14 protein-coding genes are annotated in these 16,495 nt (G+C 67.9%); 9 read left to right on the top strand and 5 right to left on the bottom strand.

The window, feature by feature from the left end; all coding sequences use genetic code 11:
* Window positions 1–67 precede the first annotated feature (67 nt).
* The 6 genes from hutI (at window position 68) to LZ605_RS01660 (ending at window position 9,273) form a co-directional block, all read left to right on the top strand.
* Complete coding sequence (gene hutI, locus LZ605_RS01685) at window positions 68–1,291, top strand: imidazolonepropionase (protein WP_249843601.1); 1,224 nt, start codon at window positions 68–70, stop codon at window positions 1,289–1,291.
* Window positions 1,288–2,829 carry a histidine ammonia-lyase gene (hutH, locus tag LZ605_RS01680; protein ID WP_249843600.1) on the top strand — a complete coding sequence of 514 codons (1,542 nt, stop codon included), beginning with the start codon at window positions 1,288–1,290 and terminating at the stop codon, window positions 2,827–2,829. Before hutI ends, hutH begins: the two co-directional genes overlap by 4 nt.
* Entirely contained in the window at window positions 2,826–3,680 is an 855-nt protein-coding gene (gene hutG / locus LZ605_RS01675; protein ID WP_249843599.1) for an N-formylglutamate deformylase, read from the top strand. Before hutH ends, hutG begins: the two co-directional genes overlap by 4 nt.
* Entirely contained in the window at window positions 3,677–5,344 is a 1,668-nt protein-coding gene (gene hutU / locus LZ605_RS01670) for a urocanate hydratase (RefSeq protein ID WP_249843598.1), read from the top strand. Before hutG ends, hutU begins: the two co-directional genes overlap by 4 nt.
* A gap of 198 nt (window positions 5,345–5,542) precedes the next feature.
* Complete coding sequence (locus LZ605_RS01665; RefSeq protein WP_249843597.1) at window positions 5,543–6,973, top strand: serine hydrolase domain-containing protein; 1,431 nt, start codon at window positions 5,543–5,545, stop codon at window positions 6,971–6,973.
* A 191-nt stretch (window positions 6,974–7,164) separates the two neighbouring features.
* Window positions 7,165–9,273 (top strand): TonB-dependent receptor family protein, encoded by a 2,109-nt coding sequence (locus tag LZ605_RS01660; RefSeq protein WP_249843596.1) that lies wholly within the window; start codon window positions 7,165–7,167, stop codon window positions 9,271–9,273.
* A gap of 17 nt (window positions 9,274–9,290) precedes the next feature.
* Here the strand turns inward: LZ605_RS01660 and LZ605_RS01655 are convergent, their stop codons facing one another.
* Window positions 9,291–10,070 carry a hypothetical protein gene (locus tag LZ605_RS01655; protein ID WP_249843595.1) on the bottom strand — a complete coding sequence of 260 codons (780 nt, stop codon included), beginning with the start codon at window positions 10,068–10,070 and terminating at the stop codon, window positions 9,291–9,293.
* A 213-nt stretch (window positions 10,071–10,283) separates the two neighbouring features.
* The gene (locus LZ605_RS01650; protein ID WP_249843594.1) at window positions 10,284–10,859 is read right to left on the bottom strand and encodes a TetR/AcrR family transcriptional regulator; all 576 of its coding nucleotides are present in this window, start codon (window positions 10,857–10,859) and stop codon (window positions 10,284–10,286) included.
* 70 nt (window positions 10,860–10,929) lie between these two features.
* On the opposite strand from LZ605_RS01650, the gene LZ605_RS01645 reads away from it, so the two are divergent.
* A complete protein-coding gene (locus LZ605_RS01645; RefSeq protein ID WP_249843593.1) occupies window positions 10,930–11,475 on the top strand; it encodes a thioesterase family protein in 546 nt (181 codons plus the stop codon).
* A gap of 6 nt (window positions 11,476–11,481) precedes the next feature.
* Here the strand turns inward: LZ605_RS01645 and LZ605_RS01640 are convergent, their stop codons facing one another.
* Window positions 11,482–12,612: an agmatine deiminase family protein gene (locus LZ605_RS01640; protein WP_249843592.1), complete on the bottom strand. Its 1,131-nt coding sequence runs from the start codon at window positions 12,610–12,612 to the stop codon at window positions 11,482–11,484.
* Window positions 12,613–12,714: 102 nt separating this feature from the next.
* Between LZ605_RS01640 and LZ605_RS01635 the strand changes: the two genes are divergently transcribed.
* Entirely contained in the window at window positions 12,715–13,596 is an 882-nt protein-coding gene (locus LZ605_RS01635; RefSeq protein WP_249843591.1) for a LysR family transcriptional regulator, read from the top strand.
* On the opposite strand, the gene LZ605_RS01630 is transcribed toward LZ605_RS01635, so the two are convergent.
* Together LZ605_RS01630 and LZ605_RS01625 are read right to left on the bottom strand one after the other, a co-directional pair.
* The gene (locus tag LZ605_RS01630; protein ID WP_249843590.1) at window positions 13,571–14,353 is read right to left on the bottom strand and encodes an SGNH/GDSL hydrolase family protein; all 783 of its coding nucleotides are present in this window, start codon (window positions 14,351–14,353) and stop codon (window positions 13,571–13,573) included. The genes LZ605_RS01635 and LZ605_RS01630 overlap by 26 nt on opposite strands.
* 49 nt (window positions 14,354–14,402) lie before the next feature.
* Window positions 14,403–15,365 carry a DUF2268 domain-containing putative Zn-dependent protease gene (locus LZ605_RS01625; protein WP_249844981.1) on the bottom strand — a complete coding sequence of 321 codons (963 nt, stop codon included), beginning with the start codon at window positions 15,363–15,365 and terminating at the stop codon, window positions 14,403–14,405.
* A gap of 139 nt (window positions 15,366–15,504) precedes the next feature.
* Between LZ605_RS01625 and LZ605_RS01620 the strand changes: the two genes are divergently transcribed.
* Entirely contained in the window at window positions 15,505–16,488 is a 984-nt protein-coding gene (locus tag LZ605_RS01620) for a hypothetical protein (RefSeq protein ID WP_249843589.1), read from the top strand.
* Window positions 16,489–16,495 lie beyond the last annotated feature (7 nt).

Raw genomic sequence — 16,495 nt, 5'->3', positions numbered from 1 at the left:
GGCTGGACAACCCGAAATGGACGCCTATATTGTATAGACATATAAGCACAGCCGCGTTGTGGATGCCATGCACGTCGATACCCTCTGGTCCAACGTCCACCTGATCACCCTCGATGGCGACGGCCTGGGTGTCATCCGCGATGGCGTACTGGCCTGCGCCGAGGGCCGCATCGCCCACGTCGGTGCCGCTGGCAGCGATGCGCACCTGCAGCCGACCACCCGCATCGACGGTGAAGGGCGCTGGATCTCGCCGGGCCTGATCGACTGCCACACCCACCTGGTCTACGCCGGCAACCGCGCCAACGAATTCGAGCAGCGCCTGCAGGGCGTCAGCTATGCCGAGATCGCCCGCGCCGGCGGCGGCATCGTCTCCACCGTGCGTGCCACCCGCGCCGCCACACCCGAGCAGCTGGCCAGCGAAAGCCGCCCGCGCCTGCTGGCGATGCGCGCCGAGGGCGTGACCACCCTCGAGATCAAGTCCGGCTACGGACTGACCCTGGCCGACGAACGCAAGCAGTTGCAGGTCGCACGTGCATTGGGCGAGGAATGCCGGGTCAACGTGGTCACCACCTTCCTTGGCGCGCACGCGATTCCGCCGGGCCGCGAGGCACAGGAATACACCGACGAGGTGTGCAACGTGATGATTCCGGCCATCGCCGCCGAAGGCCTGGCCGAAGCGGTGGACGTGTTCTGCGAGAACATCGCCTTCTCGCCCGCGCAGGCGCGGCAGGTGTTCGAGGCCGCCCGCGCGAACGGACTGGCGGTGAAGATCCACGCCGAACAGCTGAGCAACCAGCACGGCGCCGAACTGGCCGCTGGTTTCGGCGCGCTGTCGGCCGACCATATCGAACATCTGGATGACGCCGGCATCGCCGCGATGGCCGCCGCCGGCACCGTCGCCGTGCTGCTGCCGGGCGCGTTCTATTTCACCCGCGATACCACCCTGCCGCCGATTGCCGCGCTGCGTGCGGCCGGCGTGCCGTTGGCGCTGGCCACCGACAGCAACCCGGGCACCTCGCCGCTGACCAGCCCGCTGCTGGCGATGAACATGGGCGCCACCCTGTTCCGCCTGACCGTGGACGAATGCATCGCCGGCTTCACTCGTGAAGCGGCACGCGCACTCGGCCATGGCGAGCGCATCGGCCGCCTCGCCGTCGGCATGGACTGCGACCTGGCGATCTGGGACATCGACGCCCCCGCCGACCTGGTCTATCGCATTGGATTCAACCCGCTGCACGCGCGCGTGGTGCGCGGTCAGCCCGACCTGCCTGCCTCCTGGAGCAACACATGAGCAACACCCTGGTTCTTCGCCCCGGCCATGTCACTCTCGCCCAGTGGCGGCAGGTCTATCGCGGTGCGCCGCTGGCACTGGACCCGGCCGCATTGCCGGTGGTGCGCGCCAGTGCCGCCGCCGTGGCCGCCATCGTCGCCAAGGGCGCGCCGGTGTATGGCATCAACACCGGCTTCGGCAAGCTGGCCAGCGTGCGCATCGAGCGCGAGGACCTGGCCACCCTGCAGCGCAATATCGTGCTCTCGCATGCAGCCGGCGTGGGCGAACCGATGCCGGCCAGCGTGGTGCGCCTGATGATGGCGCTGAAGCTGGTCAGCCTGGCGCAGGGCGCTTCCGGCGTGCGCGAGGAAACCCTGCTGCTGCTCGAAGCAATGCTCATCAAGGGCGTGCTGCCGGTGGTGCCGGCGCAGGGCTCGGTGGGTGCATCGGGCGACCTGGCGCCGCTCTCGCATCTGGCCAGCGTGATGCTGGGCGTCGGCGAAGCATTCATCGGTGATGAGCGTCTGCCGGCCACCGACGCACTGGCACGTGCCGGCCTGCAGCCGATCGAGCTGGGCGCAAAGGAAGGCCTGGCGCTGCTCAACGGCACCCAGTTCTCGACCGCCTATGCGCTGGCCGGCCTGTTCGAGATCGAGACCGTGTTCCAGGCCGCGCTGGTGACCGGAGCGCTGTCGGTGGAAGCGGCCAAGGGTTCGGACACCCCGTTCGATCCGCGCATCCATGCCATCCGTGGCCAGCGCGGGCAGATCGCCACCGCCGCGGCCCTGCGCACCCTGATGCAGGGCTCGGACATCCGCGAATCGCACCGTGACAACGACGTGCGCGTGCAGGACCCGTACTGCCTGCGCTGCCAGCCGCAGGTGATGGGCGCGGCGCTGGACATCCTGCGCCAGGCCGCGACCACGCTGGAGATCGAAGCCAACGGCGTGTCCGACAATCCGCTGGTGTTCACCGATACCGGCGAAGCGCTGTCCGGCGGCAACTTCCACGCCGAACCGGTGGCCTTCGCCGCCGACATGCTGGCGATGGCGGTGTGCGAGATCGGTTCGATCAGCGAGCGGCGCCTGGCGATGCTGGTGGACCCGGCGCTTTCCGGCCTGCCCGCCTTCCTGACCCCACGCCCGGGCCTGAATTCCGGCTTCATGATTCCGCAGGTGACCGCTGCGGCACTGGTCTCGGAAAACAAGCAGCGCGCCTACCCGGCCAGCGTTGATTCGATCCCGACCTCGGCCAACCAGGAAGACCATGTGTCGATGGCCGCGCACGGCGCGCGCCGCCTGATGCAGATGGCCGAGAACGCCGCCAACGTGATCGGCATCGAGCTGCTGGCCGCCGCGCAGGGCTGTGATTTCCACGCGCCGCTACGCTCCAGCGCCGCGCTGGAATCCGTACGCGCCACCCTGCGTGCGCAGGTGCCAACGCTGGAAGAAGACCGCTACTTCCACCCGGACATGGTGACTGCCACCCACCTGGTGCGCAGTGGCGCGCTTGCACACGGTCTTGCCGACCTGCTGCCGACCGTGGAACCGCAGGCATGAATGCCCATCCCGAATGGCTGACGGTGCACGAGGGCGATGCCCCGTTGATCGTCAGCTTCCCGCATACCGGCAGTGAGCTGCCGCACGACCTGATCGGCCACTACCACTCGCCGTGGCTGGCGCGCCGCGATGCCGACTGGTGGGTGCACGAACTGTACGATTTCGTGCGCGGTATGGGCGCGACCACGGTGCGTTCGGCGATCTCGCGTTCGGTGATCGACCTCAACCGCGATCCCAGCGGGGTCTCGCTGTATCCGGGCCAGAACACCACCGGCCTGTGCCCGCTGACCACCTTCGACAACCAGCCGCTGTACCACGCCGGGCGCGAACCGGATGACGCCGAGATCGCGCGTCGCCGCGATACGTACTTCCTGCCTTACCACGATGCACTGGCCGCGCAGATCACCCGCCTGCGTGCACGCCACGGCACCGTAGTGGTGTACGACGCGCATTCGATCCGTTCGCACATTCCACACCTGTTCGACGGCGAGCTGCCGCAGTTCAACCTCGGTACTGCCGGCCCGTCCGGCGCACCAGACACCTCCTGCGACAACGCATTGAGTGATGTGGTGGAGAACCTGCTCGGGATCAGTGGCATGAGCCAGGTGCGCAACGGCCGCTTCAAGGGTGGCTGGATCACCCGCCACTACAGCAACGTCGCCGGCGGCGTGCACAGCCTGCAGATGGAACTGGCCTGCCGCGGCTACATGCACGAGCCGCTGCCCGATCAGGTGGACGAACACAGCTGGCCCACCCCGCTCGACCCTGACCACGCCGCACCGCTGCGCCACACCTTGGCGCAGGTGCTCAACGCCTGCCTTGAATTCGCTACGAACCGGAGCGCCGCATGACCCGCAACGACCCGTCCCGCACCATCGCCGCGCCGACCGGCACCACGCTCAACGCCAAGAGCTGGCTGACCGAAGCGCCGCTGCGCATGCTGATGAACAACCTGCACCCGGACGTGGCCGAGCGCCCGCAGGAACTGGTGGTGTACGGCGGCATCGGCCGCGCCGCGCGCGACTGGGAGAGCTTCGATGCCATCGTCGAAACGCTCAAGCGCCTGGACGACGACCAGACCCTGCTGGTGCAGTCGGGCAAGCCGGTGGGCGTATTCCGCACCCACGCCGATGCACCGCGCGTGCTGATCGCCAATTCCAACCTGGTGCCGCGCTGGGCCAACTGGGACCACTTCAACGAGCTGGATAGGAAGGGCCTGGCCATGTATGGCCAGATGACCGCCGGCAGCTGGATCTACATCGGCGCACAGGGCATCGTGCAGGGCACCTACGAGACCTTCGTGGAAATGGGCCGCCAGCACTTCGGTGGCGACCTGACCGGCAAGTGGCTGTTCACCGGCGGCCTCGGTGGCATGGGCGGCGCACAGCCGCTGGCCGCAGTGATGGCCGGTGCTTCCTGCCTGGCCGTCGAGTGCCGCAAGAGCAGCATCGACATGCGCCTGCGCACCGGCTACCTGGACACCTGGACCGACAACCTGGACGAAGCGCTGCGCCTGATCGACGAATCGTGCAAGGCCGGCACCCCGAAGTCGGTAGGCCTGCTGGGCAATGTGGCCGACGTGCTGGCCGAACTGCTCAAGCGCGGCGTGAAGCCGGACCTGCTGACCGACCAGACCTCCGCCCATGACCCGGTGAACGGCTACCTGCCGCAGGGCTGGACCGTCGAGCAATGGGACGACAAGCGCGTGTCCGCGCCGAAGGAAGTGGAGAAGGCGGCACGCGCCTCGATGGCCAACCACATCCGCGCCATGCTCGGCTTCCACGCACTGGGCGTTCCCACCGTGGACTACGGCAACAACCTGCGGCAGATGGCGCTGGAAGAAGGCGTGGCCAACGCGTTCGACTTCCCCGGCTTCGTGCCGGCCTATATCCGTCCGCTGTTCTGCCGCGGCATCGGCCCGTTCCGCTGGGCGGCGCTGAGTGGCGACCCGGAAGACATCGCCAAGACCGATGCCAAGGTGAAGGAGCTGATTCCGGACAACCCGCACCTGCACCGCTGGCTGGACATGGCCGCCGAGAAGATCAAGTTCCAGGGCCTGCCGGCGCGCATCTGCTGGGTCGGCCTTGGCGACCGTGATCGACTGGGCCTGGCCTTCAACGAGATGGTCGCCAACGGTGAACTGAAGGCGCCGGTGGTGATCGGCCGCGACCACCTGGACAGCGGCAGCGTGGCCTCGCCCAACCGCGAAACCGAGGCGATGGCTGACGGTTCCGATGCGGTGTCCGACTGGCCGCTGTTGAACGCCCTGCTCAACACCGCCAGCGGCGCGACCTGGGTGTCGCTGCATCACGGCGGCGGCGTCGGCATGGGCTTCTCGCAGCACGCCGGCATGGTCATCGTGTGCGACGGCACCGAGGCAGCGGCGAAGCGGATTGGCCGCGTGCTGTGGAACGACCCGGCCACCGGCGTGATGCGCCACGCCGACGCGGGTTATGAGATCGCGATTGAGTGCGCGAAGGAAAAGGGGCTGGATCTGCCGGGAATTCTGGGCTGATCCAGGGGTGCCGGCCAGCGGCCGGCACTACCGGAAACACCGGGTTCTGCCGGGCATTGTCGGCTGATCCACGGTTGCCGGTCAGCGAATGCGCGGTAGTGCCGGCCGCAGGCCGGCATCGCACCCACCCACCGATGGCCCTTGACCGGGCCACGATGGGGTTTCCATAGTGCGGCCTCACCCTTGGGTTGATGCGCCATGAACCGACAGCTTCGCCATAGCGTTGCCCTGCTGTGCCTGCTTCCGGGCGTCGCGTTCTCAGCCCCGTCCGGCGTGGCCACCCGGTTGGACACGCAGTTGCAGACCAACCGCGAGCGCTACGGCATCGCCGGCCAAGCGGTACTGGTCGCACATGACGGCCAGGTGCTCTACCAGAGCGCCAGCGGCGAGCGTGACCCGGCCATCCATGCGCCGGCCACCGTCGATTCCATTTTCACAGCGCAGTCGATGGCCAAGCTGCTGACCAGCACGCTGGTGATGCAACTGGTGGACCAGGGCAAGGTGGATCTGGATGCACCGGCCAGCCGCTACGTGCCGGACCTGCCGGCCGCCTGGCGAACGATCAGGGTGCGTGACCTCCTCAACCACAGTTCGGGCGTCGCCGAGTACTACGACCGGGTCGACAATCGCTGGGTGAGCAAGGGCTACAGTGGCGTCGCGCCAGATCTTGCGGCCGCGCTGAAGGTGGCGGCCGCCGCGCCGATGCAGTTCGCCACCGGCAGCCGCGTGCAGTACACCCAGGCCAACTACCTGGTGCTGACGGCGTTGCTGGAAGCGCATTACCGCAAACCCTATCCGGCCATCGCGCGCGAGCGCATCCTGCAGCCGCTGAAGATGACCAGCACCTCGTGGGGCGTGGCCAGCGTGCCGGCCCAGCGCGCGGCGGTGCCGTACATCGGCAAGGACGGCGCATTGCAGCCCGCCAATGAAGACCCGTGGCCGAGCTACGGTTGGGGCCATGCCGACCTGCAGACCACCGTGGGCGACATGAACCGTTTCCTGCAGGCACTGGCCGCCGGCAAGCTGCTGCGCACGGCCACGCTGGAAACGCTCTGGCGGCCACAGACGCTGAGCGGCGGCGGCAGCAATTTCTTCTCCACCGGCTGGGACACCACCCGCAGCGATGGCTACACCCAGGTCGGCCACGATGGCGGCACCCGTGTGCGTGCGCGGCTGGCCTACAAGGGCACGCTGGCCGACGGCTACTGGGTGTTCGTGTACCTGACCAACGGCAGTGCGCGCAATGTGTGGTCGAGCACGTTGGTGGAAAGCACGATGGCGGTGGCCGCACCGGGGGAATTCCCGCATGCGGTGCTGTCCGAGCGATTGATCGCTTATGCGCTGGATGATGATGCAGGCGCTGCGCACGCCCTGCGCGCGTGGTTGCGCGACAGCAGCGGCATCGCGGCCAGCGAACTGGAGCGGGCGATCAACAGCGACGGCTACGCCATCCTCGCGAGCCTCGGCGCGCGCAGGGCGCTGAAGGTATTCACGCTCAACACCGAGCTGTATCCGCAGTCGGCCAATGTCTGGGACAGTCTGGCCGAGTGCCATGCCGCGCTGGGTGACAAGGAAACGGCAGAGCGGCTCTACGCGAAGTCGAAGGCGCTGGCGAAGCCTTCGCCGTAACCCTGCTGTAGAGCCGAGCCCATGCTCGGCTGCTCTTCATTGCAACAGCAGAAGACCCACGCTGCGCGCGACAGCCGAGCATGGGCTCGGCTCTACATGGATGCCGTGGGCGGCCATACGCTGCCGATGGGTGACGTGGCGCGCCCGACCTGTTAACTTGCGCGCCACTTTTGTGGTTTACAGCATTTCGCATGTCGCTCTCGCCTCACCGCCCCACCCCGTCGCTGCTGTTCCTGGCCGTTTCCTTCAGCCTGCCCGTCACTGCCCAGGCCGCCCCGCAGGCCACCACCCTCGATGCCGTACAGGTCACCGCCGCCGATGCCAGTGCGCAGGCACGCGCGGAACTGAAGCGCGTGTCGGGCGCCAGCAATGTCATCGACGTGGCCAAGGCCGACGGCCGCCTGTCCAGCAGCGCCGATGTGCTGGCCTACCAGCCCGGCATCAGCGCGCAGTCGCCAGGCAACGAGGGCACCAAGGTCTCGATCCGCGGCTCGGGCATCAATCGCGGCCCGGGTGCGCATGCCTCGGGCATTGCAGTGTCGATCGACGGCTTGCCGCTGACCGGTCCGGGTGGCACGCCGTACGAACTGCTGGAACCGCTGTGGCTGTCGCGCGTGGAGGTACTGCGCGGGGCCAACGGTTTCGAACGCGGCGCGCTGGCGCTCGGCGGCGCCATCGATTACGTCAGCCGCAGCGGCCGTGATTCGGCGGGCGTGCAGTTGCATTACGAGGCCGGCAGCCGTGGCTACCAGAAGCGTGGCCTGAGCTGGGGCGGCGTCAGCGGTGATGTCGACTATTTCCTGGCCTACACCGATACCGAATTCGACGGCTACCAGCGCCACGCAAGCGGCGATGGCAAGGGCGCGATGGCGAACATCGGATGGCAGATCACGCCCGGCCTGCAGACGCGCTTCTTCGTGCGCTATCGCGAAACCAACCACGAAACACCCGGGCGCCTGACCCGCGACCAGATCCGCAACGATCCGCATGCGGCGAATCCGGCCAACCTGGCCATCGATGCGCGCCGCCCGCAGCCGGGCAGCACCTGGCTGGGCAATGTCACCACGCTGCAGATCGATGAGGATTCGTCGCTGCAGGCCGGGCTGGTCTATCACAAATATCCGATGGACCTGAACGAAAGCCTGTACCGCCAGCAGCTGGACTACGCCAACCTCAACGCCACGCTCGATTACCGCCATCACCACACGCTGTTCGGGCTGGACAGCGACACCACGATCGGCCTGCGCGTCACCCATGACCTCGACGCCGACGTGCGCGAGTCGCTGCGCTTTGCCAGCAACGGCTATGCCGCCGGCACGCGCACGCGTGACTTCCGCCACCACGGCACCGACAGCACGCTGCACGTCAGCAATACCCTCACCTTCAATGACCGCCTGCGCATGCAGACCGGGCTGGCACTGATCAACACTCGCCGCGACGTACAGGTGACCTGGCCCAGCAGCGGCGGCCGCCTGCGCGATCATGACTGGGACTATGCGCCGCGACTGGGCTTCACCTGGCAGCACAGCGCGCAGACACAGTGGTTCGGCAACCTCAGCCGCTCGGTGGAAGCGCCGCATCCGTGGTCGATGATCTGGGGTTCGAACCAGTATTTCGGGCCGGGCAATGGCCCATCCACGGGCCGCCAGCGCACGCCGGTGCCGATGCAGAACCAGACCGCCACCACGCTGGAACTGGGTGCACGTGGCGACGCTGCGGTCGGTCGGTGGGAACTGACCGGCTACTACGCGCATGTGAACCACGAACTGCTGAGCGTGGAGCTGCAGCCGGTGCCGAACCTGTTCATCGCAGAGAACAACGCCAGCCCCACCGTGCACCGTGGCATCGAAGCCGGCTTGGACAGCACGCTGTGGCAGGCCGCGCCGGGACGCTTGTCGCTGCGTCAGGCGTACACCTTCAGCGATTTCCGTTACCGCCACGATGCACGCTTTGGCACCAACCGCCTGCCGGGCCTGCCGCGCCACAGCTACCAGGCCGAGCTGCGCTTCGATCACGCGTCCGGTCTGTATGCCTCGCTGAACACCGAATACGCCTCACGCATCGCGGTGGACTATGCCAACAGCTACTGGGCCGACAGCCATGTGATCTTCGGCAGCCGCATCGGCTACGACGCACCCGATGGCCGCTGGCAGGCGTGGGCGGAGATGCGCAACCTCGGCAACCGTCACTACGCCGCCACGGTCACGCCGGGCTATGACGATGCGGGCAAGGATGTGGCGCGCTCGACGCCGGGCGAAGGCCGTGGCGTCTATGCGGGTGTGCGTTGGCGTTTCGATTGAGCCACGCCACGGCGCGATCACACCCCGCGGAAAACTTCCAGCAGGCTGGCCGCGCCCGGTACCAGCTGCTGGGCCAGCCAGCCCACGATCGCAAAGAACAACAGCAGGCCCAGCAGCGGCCAGATCGTGTGCGTCACGCATACCCGCCACCAGCCCTGCTCCTGCATGCCTTGCATGCGCCGGTACAGGCCACCGGCGATGGCCGCATCCACCAGCAGTTCTGCCATCAGCAGCGGCGCTGACCATACCACCCATGCGCTGACCAGCACGACCGCTGCGCCCACCGCGACGATGCCGAGGACGGCCAGCAATGGCAGCCCGGCTTCGTCTTCGGCCAGTCCGGCCAGCGGCACCTCGCTCACCTCAACCCCGCTCTGCGCTGCCGACTCGTTCCACGAGGCAGACGCACCGCCACCACCGGAACGCCCGCCGACATCACTCCACGGCGATTGCGCGGCGCTGCCGTGTGCCGATGGGGTGCCTCCGCCCACCTCCGACGACAGCGCATCGAGCACGTTGTCCCAGCGCCAACGGATCCAGACCCACATCAGCAGCAGGAACACGCCGTAGGCCAGCAGTACCGCCAGCGGGTAGCGCAGCAGCATGGCCTCTACACCGGCCAGCCGCAGCAGATGTGAGACGAGGAACCCGGCGGCGCCGGTCAGCGCAACGATCAGGGCCATCTGCAGCCGCGGCCAACCACGCTGCTGCAGGTGCCGCCGCGCACGCACGACTTCGCTGCCACGGCTCCTGCGCAGCTTCAATGCACTGGTGGAAGAATGGCGCGGGTTCTTCATGCCGCCCCTCGTAGGCGGGAGGCAACGCGGTCAGCGACCTCGGAAACCTGATGCTGCATGCGGACGTCCTTGCCGGGCACGCGTAGGCGGTGATGGCTGGATTCTATCGCCACGCGGCGCCGCGTCCAGAGCGCGCACAGCTTCATTGATCAGGCAGCACCGGGCGTTACGCGCTCATCCACGCGTGACGTGGATCTACCGGATACGGCCGGATCAAGGCGGCGTAGCGGCTTTCAGCAGCTGCGCGGCCACCTGGTCGAACGGGGCGATATCCTGCAGCGCGCGGCTCATCGCCACCGCGCCTTCCACGCCGGCAATCACCAGGCTGGCCAGGCCGGCCGCGGCAGTCGCGTCGTGGCCATCGGCGACGAAGGCAGCTGCCAGGTGCCCCTGCCAGCGCACGAACACCTCGGCGGCGGCCACGCGTGGCTGGCTCGGTGCGGCATCCATCGGCTCTTCCACTGCGGCCGCCAGCACCGGGCAACCGGCACGGAACTGCGTGCGCAGCAGGCGTTCGCGCCACATCGCCAGGAACTGCTGCAGGCCCTGTGCCGCGCCGCCCTTCAGCAACTCCACCAGCAGCGCCTCCACCTTGTCGCCGGCCATGTGCGTGGCGCGTGCCAGCAGTTCCTGCTTGCCGCCCGGGAAATGATGGTAGGTGGAGCCCAGAGGTGCGTCGGCCAGCTTGGTCACCTCGCGGATGCTGGTCGCGTTGAGGCCGACCCGCGCCAGCATCTGTGCCGCAGCATCAATCACCCGTTGCGGGGCGTCAGAGGGTCGCGGGCTCACGGCGGGGTTCCTTGCCAGGACAGTTGTCATAGATTAGCGTACCGACCGTTCTATAACAGTCGTCATAAACATGAATCTATGGTTCCGCCTGCTCCACCTGCTGCTGTGCAGCCTGTTCCGGCCGAAGCTGGAAGCCCCGTTCGGGGTCTCGCGGCTGCAGTTCCGGGTGCTGCCCAACGACCTGGACAGCAACCTGCACATGACCAACGGCCGCTACTGGAACATCTTCGATCTGGGCCGGCTGGACCTGATCCTGCGCATGGGCCTGGGCCGGGTGGCGCTGCGTGAGAAGTGGGCACCGATCGTCGGCGCCGGCACCATCCAGTTCCGCCGCGAACTGAAGCCGTTCCAGCGCTTCACCCTGGAAACACGCCTGGTCGGCTGGGTCGGCTCGCGCGGCATCATGGAGCAGCGCGTGCTGATCGGCCCCGAGCAGAAGATCGCCACCCGTGCACTGCTGGTCACCGGCATCTACGACCGCCGCGCGCGCCGGTTCCTGGGCATGCCGACGATGATGGAAGCCATCGGCGTGGTCGCGCCGCCGTCACCGCCGCTCAGTGCCGCCGCCGAAGCGCTGCTGGCAGCCGATGCGGCGCTGAAGCGGGATGACGCCTGAGCCGCATCAGACCCTGGGCATGTTCTTGGTCACGCAGTGGATGCCGCCACCGCCGCCGGCAATCGCGTCGATATCCACCTGCTCGATCACGCGGCCGGGGTACAGATCCTCCAGCAGTTCACGGCAGTAGCCATCGGCCGCATCGTCACCGAACTGCGGCGCCACCACCGCGCCGTTGATCGGTAGATAGTTGATGTAGCCCATCGCCAGATCGTCGTTGTCACGGGTATGCACGTTGTCGCGCCCGTCCAGCGGCGGCGGCAGCGTGTGCACCTGCAGGCGCCGGCCATCGGCGTCGGTCGCATCGCGCAGTATCTCAAGATGCTCGCGGGTCAGATCGTAGTCGTAGGACTCCGGATCATTGTCGAGGTTGGCGATCACCACGCCCGGGCGCACGAAGCGCGCATAGAAATCCACGTGCGCATCGGTGATGTCCTCGCCGGCGATGCCGGGCAACCAGATCACCTTGCGCAGGCCCAGGTGATGCTTCAGCTCGGCCTCGATATCCGCGCGCGACAACTCCGGATTGCGGTTGCGGTTCACCCAGCAGCTCTCGGTGAGAATGGCCGTGCCGTGGCCGTCGACTTCGATGCCACCGCCCTCGCCGACCAGATCGCTTTCCAACAGCGTCGCACCGGTCACCTGCGCCAGCCACGGCGCCACCGCGCCATCGTTGCGCGCGCTCTGCTTGCCGCCCCAACCGTTGAAGTTGAAATCGACCAGGCCCAGTCCGCCCCGGCCGTCGGTGACGAAACACCCGCCGTAGTCGCGCACCCAGATGTCATCCAGCGGCACCTCCAGGAATTCGATGTTGTCGCGACCGCAGCGGTCCTGCGCCTGCTTCCGCTGCGCCGGGCGGCACAGCACGCTGACCGGCTGGTGGCGGGCGATGGTGCGCGCGAGCCGGGCCACGGCGCTGTTCACCGCATCGGCCTGCGCGCCCCACACCCGCTGCTGCGCGGCAAACGCGAGAAAAACGCGTTCCTGCGGGCCGTGCTCGTCGGGCATGCGCCAGGCGCCCGCGCCTGGGCCCGCGGCTGCAACGCGCCCCGGCAGGCCGGCCAGGCCCAGTGCCGCCAGGCCGCCAAGCCCGGCCGCACCGGCCAGCTGGGTAAGGAAGTGACGACGGGTAGACATGACGGGCTCCACGGGGTTGGGGGTCAGACCATGCTGCGCTTGCCGATCCATAAGAACAAACGATAGATTCAGCCATCAATTGAACAGTTCTGCTTATCTGAAATGCTCAAGCACTGGCCCACGCTGAACGCCCTGCGCGGCTTCGAAGCCGCCGCGCGGCTGGGCAGTTTCCAGGCCGCGGCCGAGGAACTGCACCTGACCCAGTCGGCGATCAGCCAGCAGATCCGCGGCCTGGAGGCCTCGTTGCAGCAGCCACTGTTCTTCCGTCAGGGCCGTAGCGTCACGCTGACCGACGCCGGCATCGACCTGCTGGAAACCACCCAGTCCCTGCTGCGGCAGCTGGCCAGTGGCATCCGCCGGCTTGATCAGTACCGCAAGCCCAATCAATTGATCGTCAACACCAGCCCGGCCTTTGCCCGGCATTGGCTGGTGCCGCGCCTGGCAGAGTTCCATCGCCTGCATCCCGATGCCGACCTGTGGCTGCTGACCAGCGAAGAAGCGCCGGACATGACCACGCAGACCCTGGACATCGCCGTACGCGATGACCTCGATTCACAGGCGCACTGCCAGCACCGCGTGCTGCTGCAGGATCGCCTCTATCCGGCCTGCCACCCGGCGCTGCTGGCCACGCCAGTGCATGAGCGCCTCACCCTGCACGGCGAGCGCGAGATGGACTGGAGCCAATGGCAGGTGCAGGGCGGCGCCGACGTTGGCCAGCGCCGCGACGGCATGAACTTTTCCGAGCCCGGGCAGCTGCTGGACGCCGCCTGCCAGGGGCTGGGCATTGCCCTGGTGAGCGAGCTGCTGGCGGCACGGGCCTGCCAACAGGGACAGCTGCACGCGCTGGACGACGCACGCGTGCGCGGCCCGCGCTGGAGCTGGCTGGTGCATGAGGACAGCGCCGCCGAACCGCTGGTGATCGGCTTCTGCGCGTGGTTGCAGGCCAGCCTGTCCGCTTCTACTTCTGCTTCAGTGCGCGGCTGACGGCCGCTTCTGCCAACGGCGCCATGCGCGCATAGCCCTGCGCCGTCGGATGCACACCGTCCTCGGCCAGCTGCGGATCGAGGCCGCCGACTGCATTGGCCATCGGCGTGTAGTAGTCCAGATAGACCAGCTGCTTCGCCTCGGCGTAGCGCTTCAATGCATCGTTCAGCGCACGCACTTTCGGCGCCGGCGTGATGCCCGGCATCCACGGGTACTCGCTGACCGGCAGCACCGAGGCCAGTACCACGCCGATGCCGTGCGTGCGCGCCAGATCCACCATCGCATGCAGGTTGTCTTCGATCATCGCCTGCGTGGAGGGACCGGTGTTGCCGGCGACATCGTTGGTGCCGGCCAGGATCACCACCACCTGCGGCTTCAGCGCCAGCACGTCCTGCGGGAAACGCAGCAGCATCTGCGCCGTGGTCTGGCCACTGATGCCGCGGTTGAGCCAGCCCTTGCCGGCAAAGAACGAGGCGCTGCCTTCCCTGCCCCAGCCTTCGGTGATGGAATCGCCGTAGAACACCACGCGTGGCTGGCCGGGCACAGCGGCAGGCAGCGCAGCGTTGGCGTCGCGATAGCGCTGCAGCTGCGGCCAATCGGCGAGCTGCTGCTGCATGAAGCGCACCTCGTCCGGGCGCAGCTGCTCGACCGGCTTCAGCAGCAGCGGATTGACCGCCGCAGGTTCGGCCGCCTTCAGCGGGGCGCTCAGCGCCATGGCAACGGTGATGGCAGCGGCAAGCAGCATGGATCCACGCATGCGGGTTCTCCAGGAAACCAGACCCGCAGTCTAGCGCTGCCTGCCCGCTTCATCGCGAAGCCGAGCGCGCCGCCACGCCGGTCACCTTGGCCGGCATCCACATGCCCGGCGTCCAGCCGCTGGCGGCCAGGATCGCCTTCGGGTCATCCTGCTGGACCAGCGCACGCACCGCCTCGCGCTTGTCCCTGGCCTGCAGGTAGTACGCCTTGGCGATGCGGTAACCCACCCAGTAACCCAGGTCGTAGGGTTCCTGCGAACCGGGCGTGTAGTTGTACAGCCACGGTGACAGGTCGGTGCTGTCCAGGTCGAGTGCGAATGCGCTTTCGATATGCACTTCGCGGCCGCGCGTCCACGCGGCGTGGCGCCCATTGCCGACGTTGCCGGAGATCAGTTCGGTGATGAACTCGGCGATCCCTTCGCCCAGCGAAATGCGCAGCACCGTCGCGCGTGGATCACCCGGTTCGACATCGATCAGGCCGGTCTGCTGGATGTGCACGTACTCGTGCGCGATCACGTGCACGAAGCGATCCTGCACGTTGGCATTCATGAAATCGGCCGCACACAGCGCTTCCAGGCCGATGATCACGCCACTTTTCGAGGTCAGGCCGACCGGCCGGCCGCGGCCCACCGCGATGGTCACCGGAGGGAATGTGGTCTGCGGGTAGATCGCCTGCAGGTTGGCGAACACCTGCACCAGGCGCTGCTTCACCGCCGGCAGCTCGGCCAGGCAGTTTCGTCCCTGCGCGTACAGCGCCGGCTGGTTGGCGATGGCCTCGGCGATGCGTTCAGCGGTGACCCGGCGCGCCTGGGCCAGCTCGGCCAGGCCGGTAGAGCCCTCGGCCAGGTAGTCGCGCAATTGGGCCACGCTGGGCTTGCCATCCGCACTGTCGTAAATCGCGTAGAAACGGCCGACATCCTCGGTGAGGATCTGCGGCCCCGTCGGTGCGGCGGCGGCCACGCCCACCGCCCCGGCACAGGCCAGGGCCAGCAGGCCGCGCAGGATCATGTGCATCGCTCCGTCCTTGGTGGTGTGCATGCAAGGCGCGCAATTTACCACTCTGCCCGGGCCGCCGCAGCAGGTGGATGCGGCGCCCCCTGGGCTATGCCAGACTCCCCCTGGGCAGCCAGCCACGGATGACGGAGCACGCACCATGATGATCGTTCCCGCCTACTGGGCCGAAGCCCGCGTACAGGCCCGCTTCCGTGGCCGCGCGCTGGTCGTGCGCCGCTTCGGCTGGTCCGATGAGGGCCCCGCCGAAGCCCAGGCACATGCCGATGCCCGCGCCAACGAGGCACTCAACGCCATCGTTGCCGGGCAGCCGCTGCCGCGCCGCGAGGTGCGCAGCAATTACGGCGTGGAAGGCGTGCCGATCCGCGAACAGATCGTGCAGCGCGATGGCGACGTGGTGATCACCCGCAACAGCTACGGCGCGCTGTGCCTGAACAGTCCGGATGTGTTGTTCGCCGACATCGACCACGCGCCTGCGCCGGGCGGTTGCGTGATGCCGGCCCTGATCGCCGCCGCGGTGCTGCTGGCCGGCGCCATCACCGGCACCCTGCTCTGGCATTGGCTGGTCGGGCTGGTGCTGGGCGTGGTGGCACTGCTGCTGGCCAACGCGGCAGTGCTGGCACGCCGGCGGCAACGCCTCGCCGCCGCCGGCGGTGCCGAAGGCATCGCACTGCAGCGGGTGGCGGCCTTCAGCGAACGGCACCCGGACTGGCACCTGCGCGCCTACCGCACCCCGGCCGGCCTGCGTCTGCTGGCGATGCACGCGACATTCCTGCCCGAAGACGAGCAGCTGCAGGGGTTGTTCAAGGCCCTCGGCACCGATGCACTGTACGCACGCATGTGCCGGCTGCAGCACTGCTTCCGTGCGCGGCTGACCCCCAAGCCATGGCGGGTCGGCTTGAAGTACCGCATCCGGCCGCCGGTGGCGGCCTGGTCCGCCGAGCAGGCCAGCAACCTCGACCGCCTGGCCTGGATCGCCGAGTACGAGAAGAAGAGCGCCGGCTTCGCGGCCTGCGCCTATCTGCGCAGCTTCGGCGATACCACGCGGGTGCATGCCAAGGCCGAACATGTGCGCGAACTGCACGACCGGCTGTCGCACGCGCAGGACCGCCTGCCGCTGGCATGACGGCGGC

The sequence above is a fragment of the Stenotrophomonas maltophilia genome, assembly GCF_023518235.1.
GTDB lineage: Bacteria > Pseudomonadota > Gammaproteobacteria > Xanthomonadales > Xanthomonadaceae > Stenotrophomonas.
The sequence above is the reverse complement of the archived record's forward strand: the minus strand, read 5'-3'. Positions and strand labels throughout refer to the sequence as shown.

Bases quoted from the DNA above. Each gene is read 5' to 3' on its own strand.
- hutI (WP_249843601.1), top strand. From the start codon at position 68: ATGCACGTCGATACCCTCTGGTCCAACGTCCACCTGATCACCCTCGAT.
- hutH (WP_249843600.1), top strand. From the start codon at position 1,288: ATGAGCAACACCCTGGTTCTTCGCCCCGGCCATGTCACTCTCGCCCAG.
- hutG (WP_249843599.1), top strand. From the start codon at position 2,826: ATGAATGCCCATCCCGAATGGCTGACGGTGCACGAGGGCGATGCCCCG.
- hutU (WP_249843598.1), top strand. From the start codon at position 3,677: ATGACCCGCAACGACCCGTCCCGCACCATCGCCGCGCCGACCGGCACC.
- LZ605_RS01665 (WP_249843597.1), top strand. From the start codon at position 5,543: ATGAACCGACAGCTTCGCCATAGCGTTGCCCTGCTGTGCCTGCTTCCG.
- LZ605_RS01660 (WP_249843596.1), top strand. From the start codon at position 7,165: ATGTCGCTCTCGCCTCACCGCCCCACCCCGTCGCTGCTGTTCCTGGCC.
- LZ605_RS01655 (WP_249843595.1), bottom strand. From the start codon at position 10,070: ATGAAGAACCCGCGCCATTCTTCCACCAGTGCATTGAAGCTGCGCAGG.
- LZ605_RS01645 (WP_249843593.1), top strand. From the start codon at position 10,930: ATGAATCTATGGTTCCGCCTGCTCCACCTGCTGCTGTGCAGCCTGTTC.
- LZ605_RS01640 (WP_249843592.1), bottom strand. From the start codon at position 12,612: ATGTCTACCCGTCGTCACTTCCTTACCCAGCTGGCCGGTGCGGCCGGG.
- LZ605_RS01635 (WP_249843591.1), top strand. From the start codon at position 12,715: ATGCTCAAGCACTGGCCCACGCTGAACGCCCTGCGCGGCTTCGAAGCC.
- LZ605_RS01630 (WP_249843590.1), bottom strand. From the start codon at position 14,353: ATGCGTGGATCCATGCTGCTTGCCGCTGCCATCACCGTTGCCATGGCG.
- LZ605_RS01625 (WP_249844981.1), bottom strand. From the start codon at position 15,365: ATGCACATGATCCTGCGCGGCCTGCTGGCCCTGGCCTGTGCCGGGGCG.
- LZ605_RS01620 (WP_249843589.1), top strand. From the start codon at position 15,505: ATGATGATCGTTCCCGCCTACTGGGCCGAAGCCCGCGTACAGGCCCGC.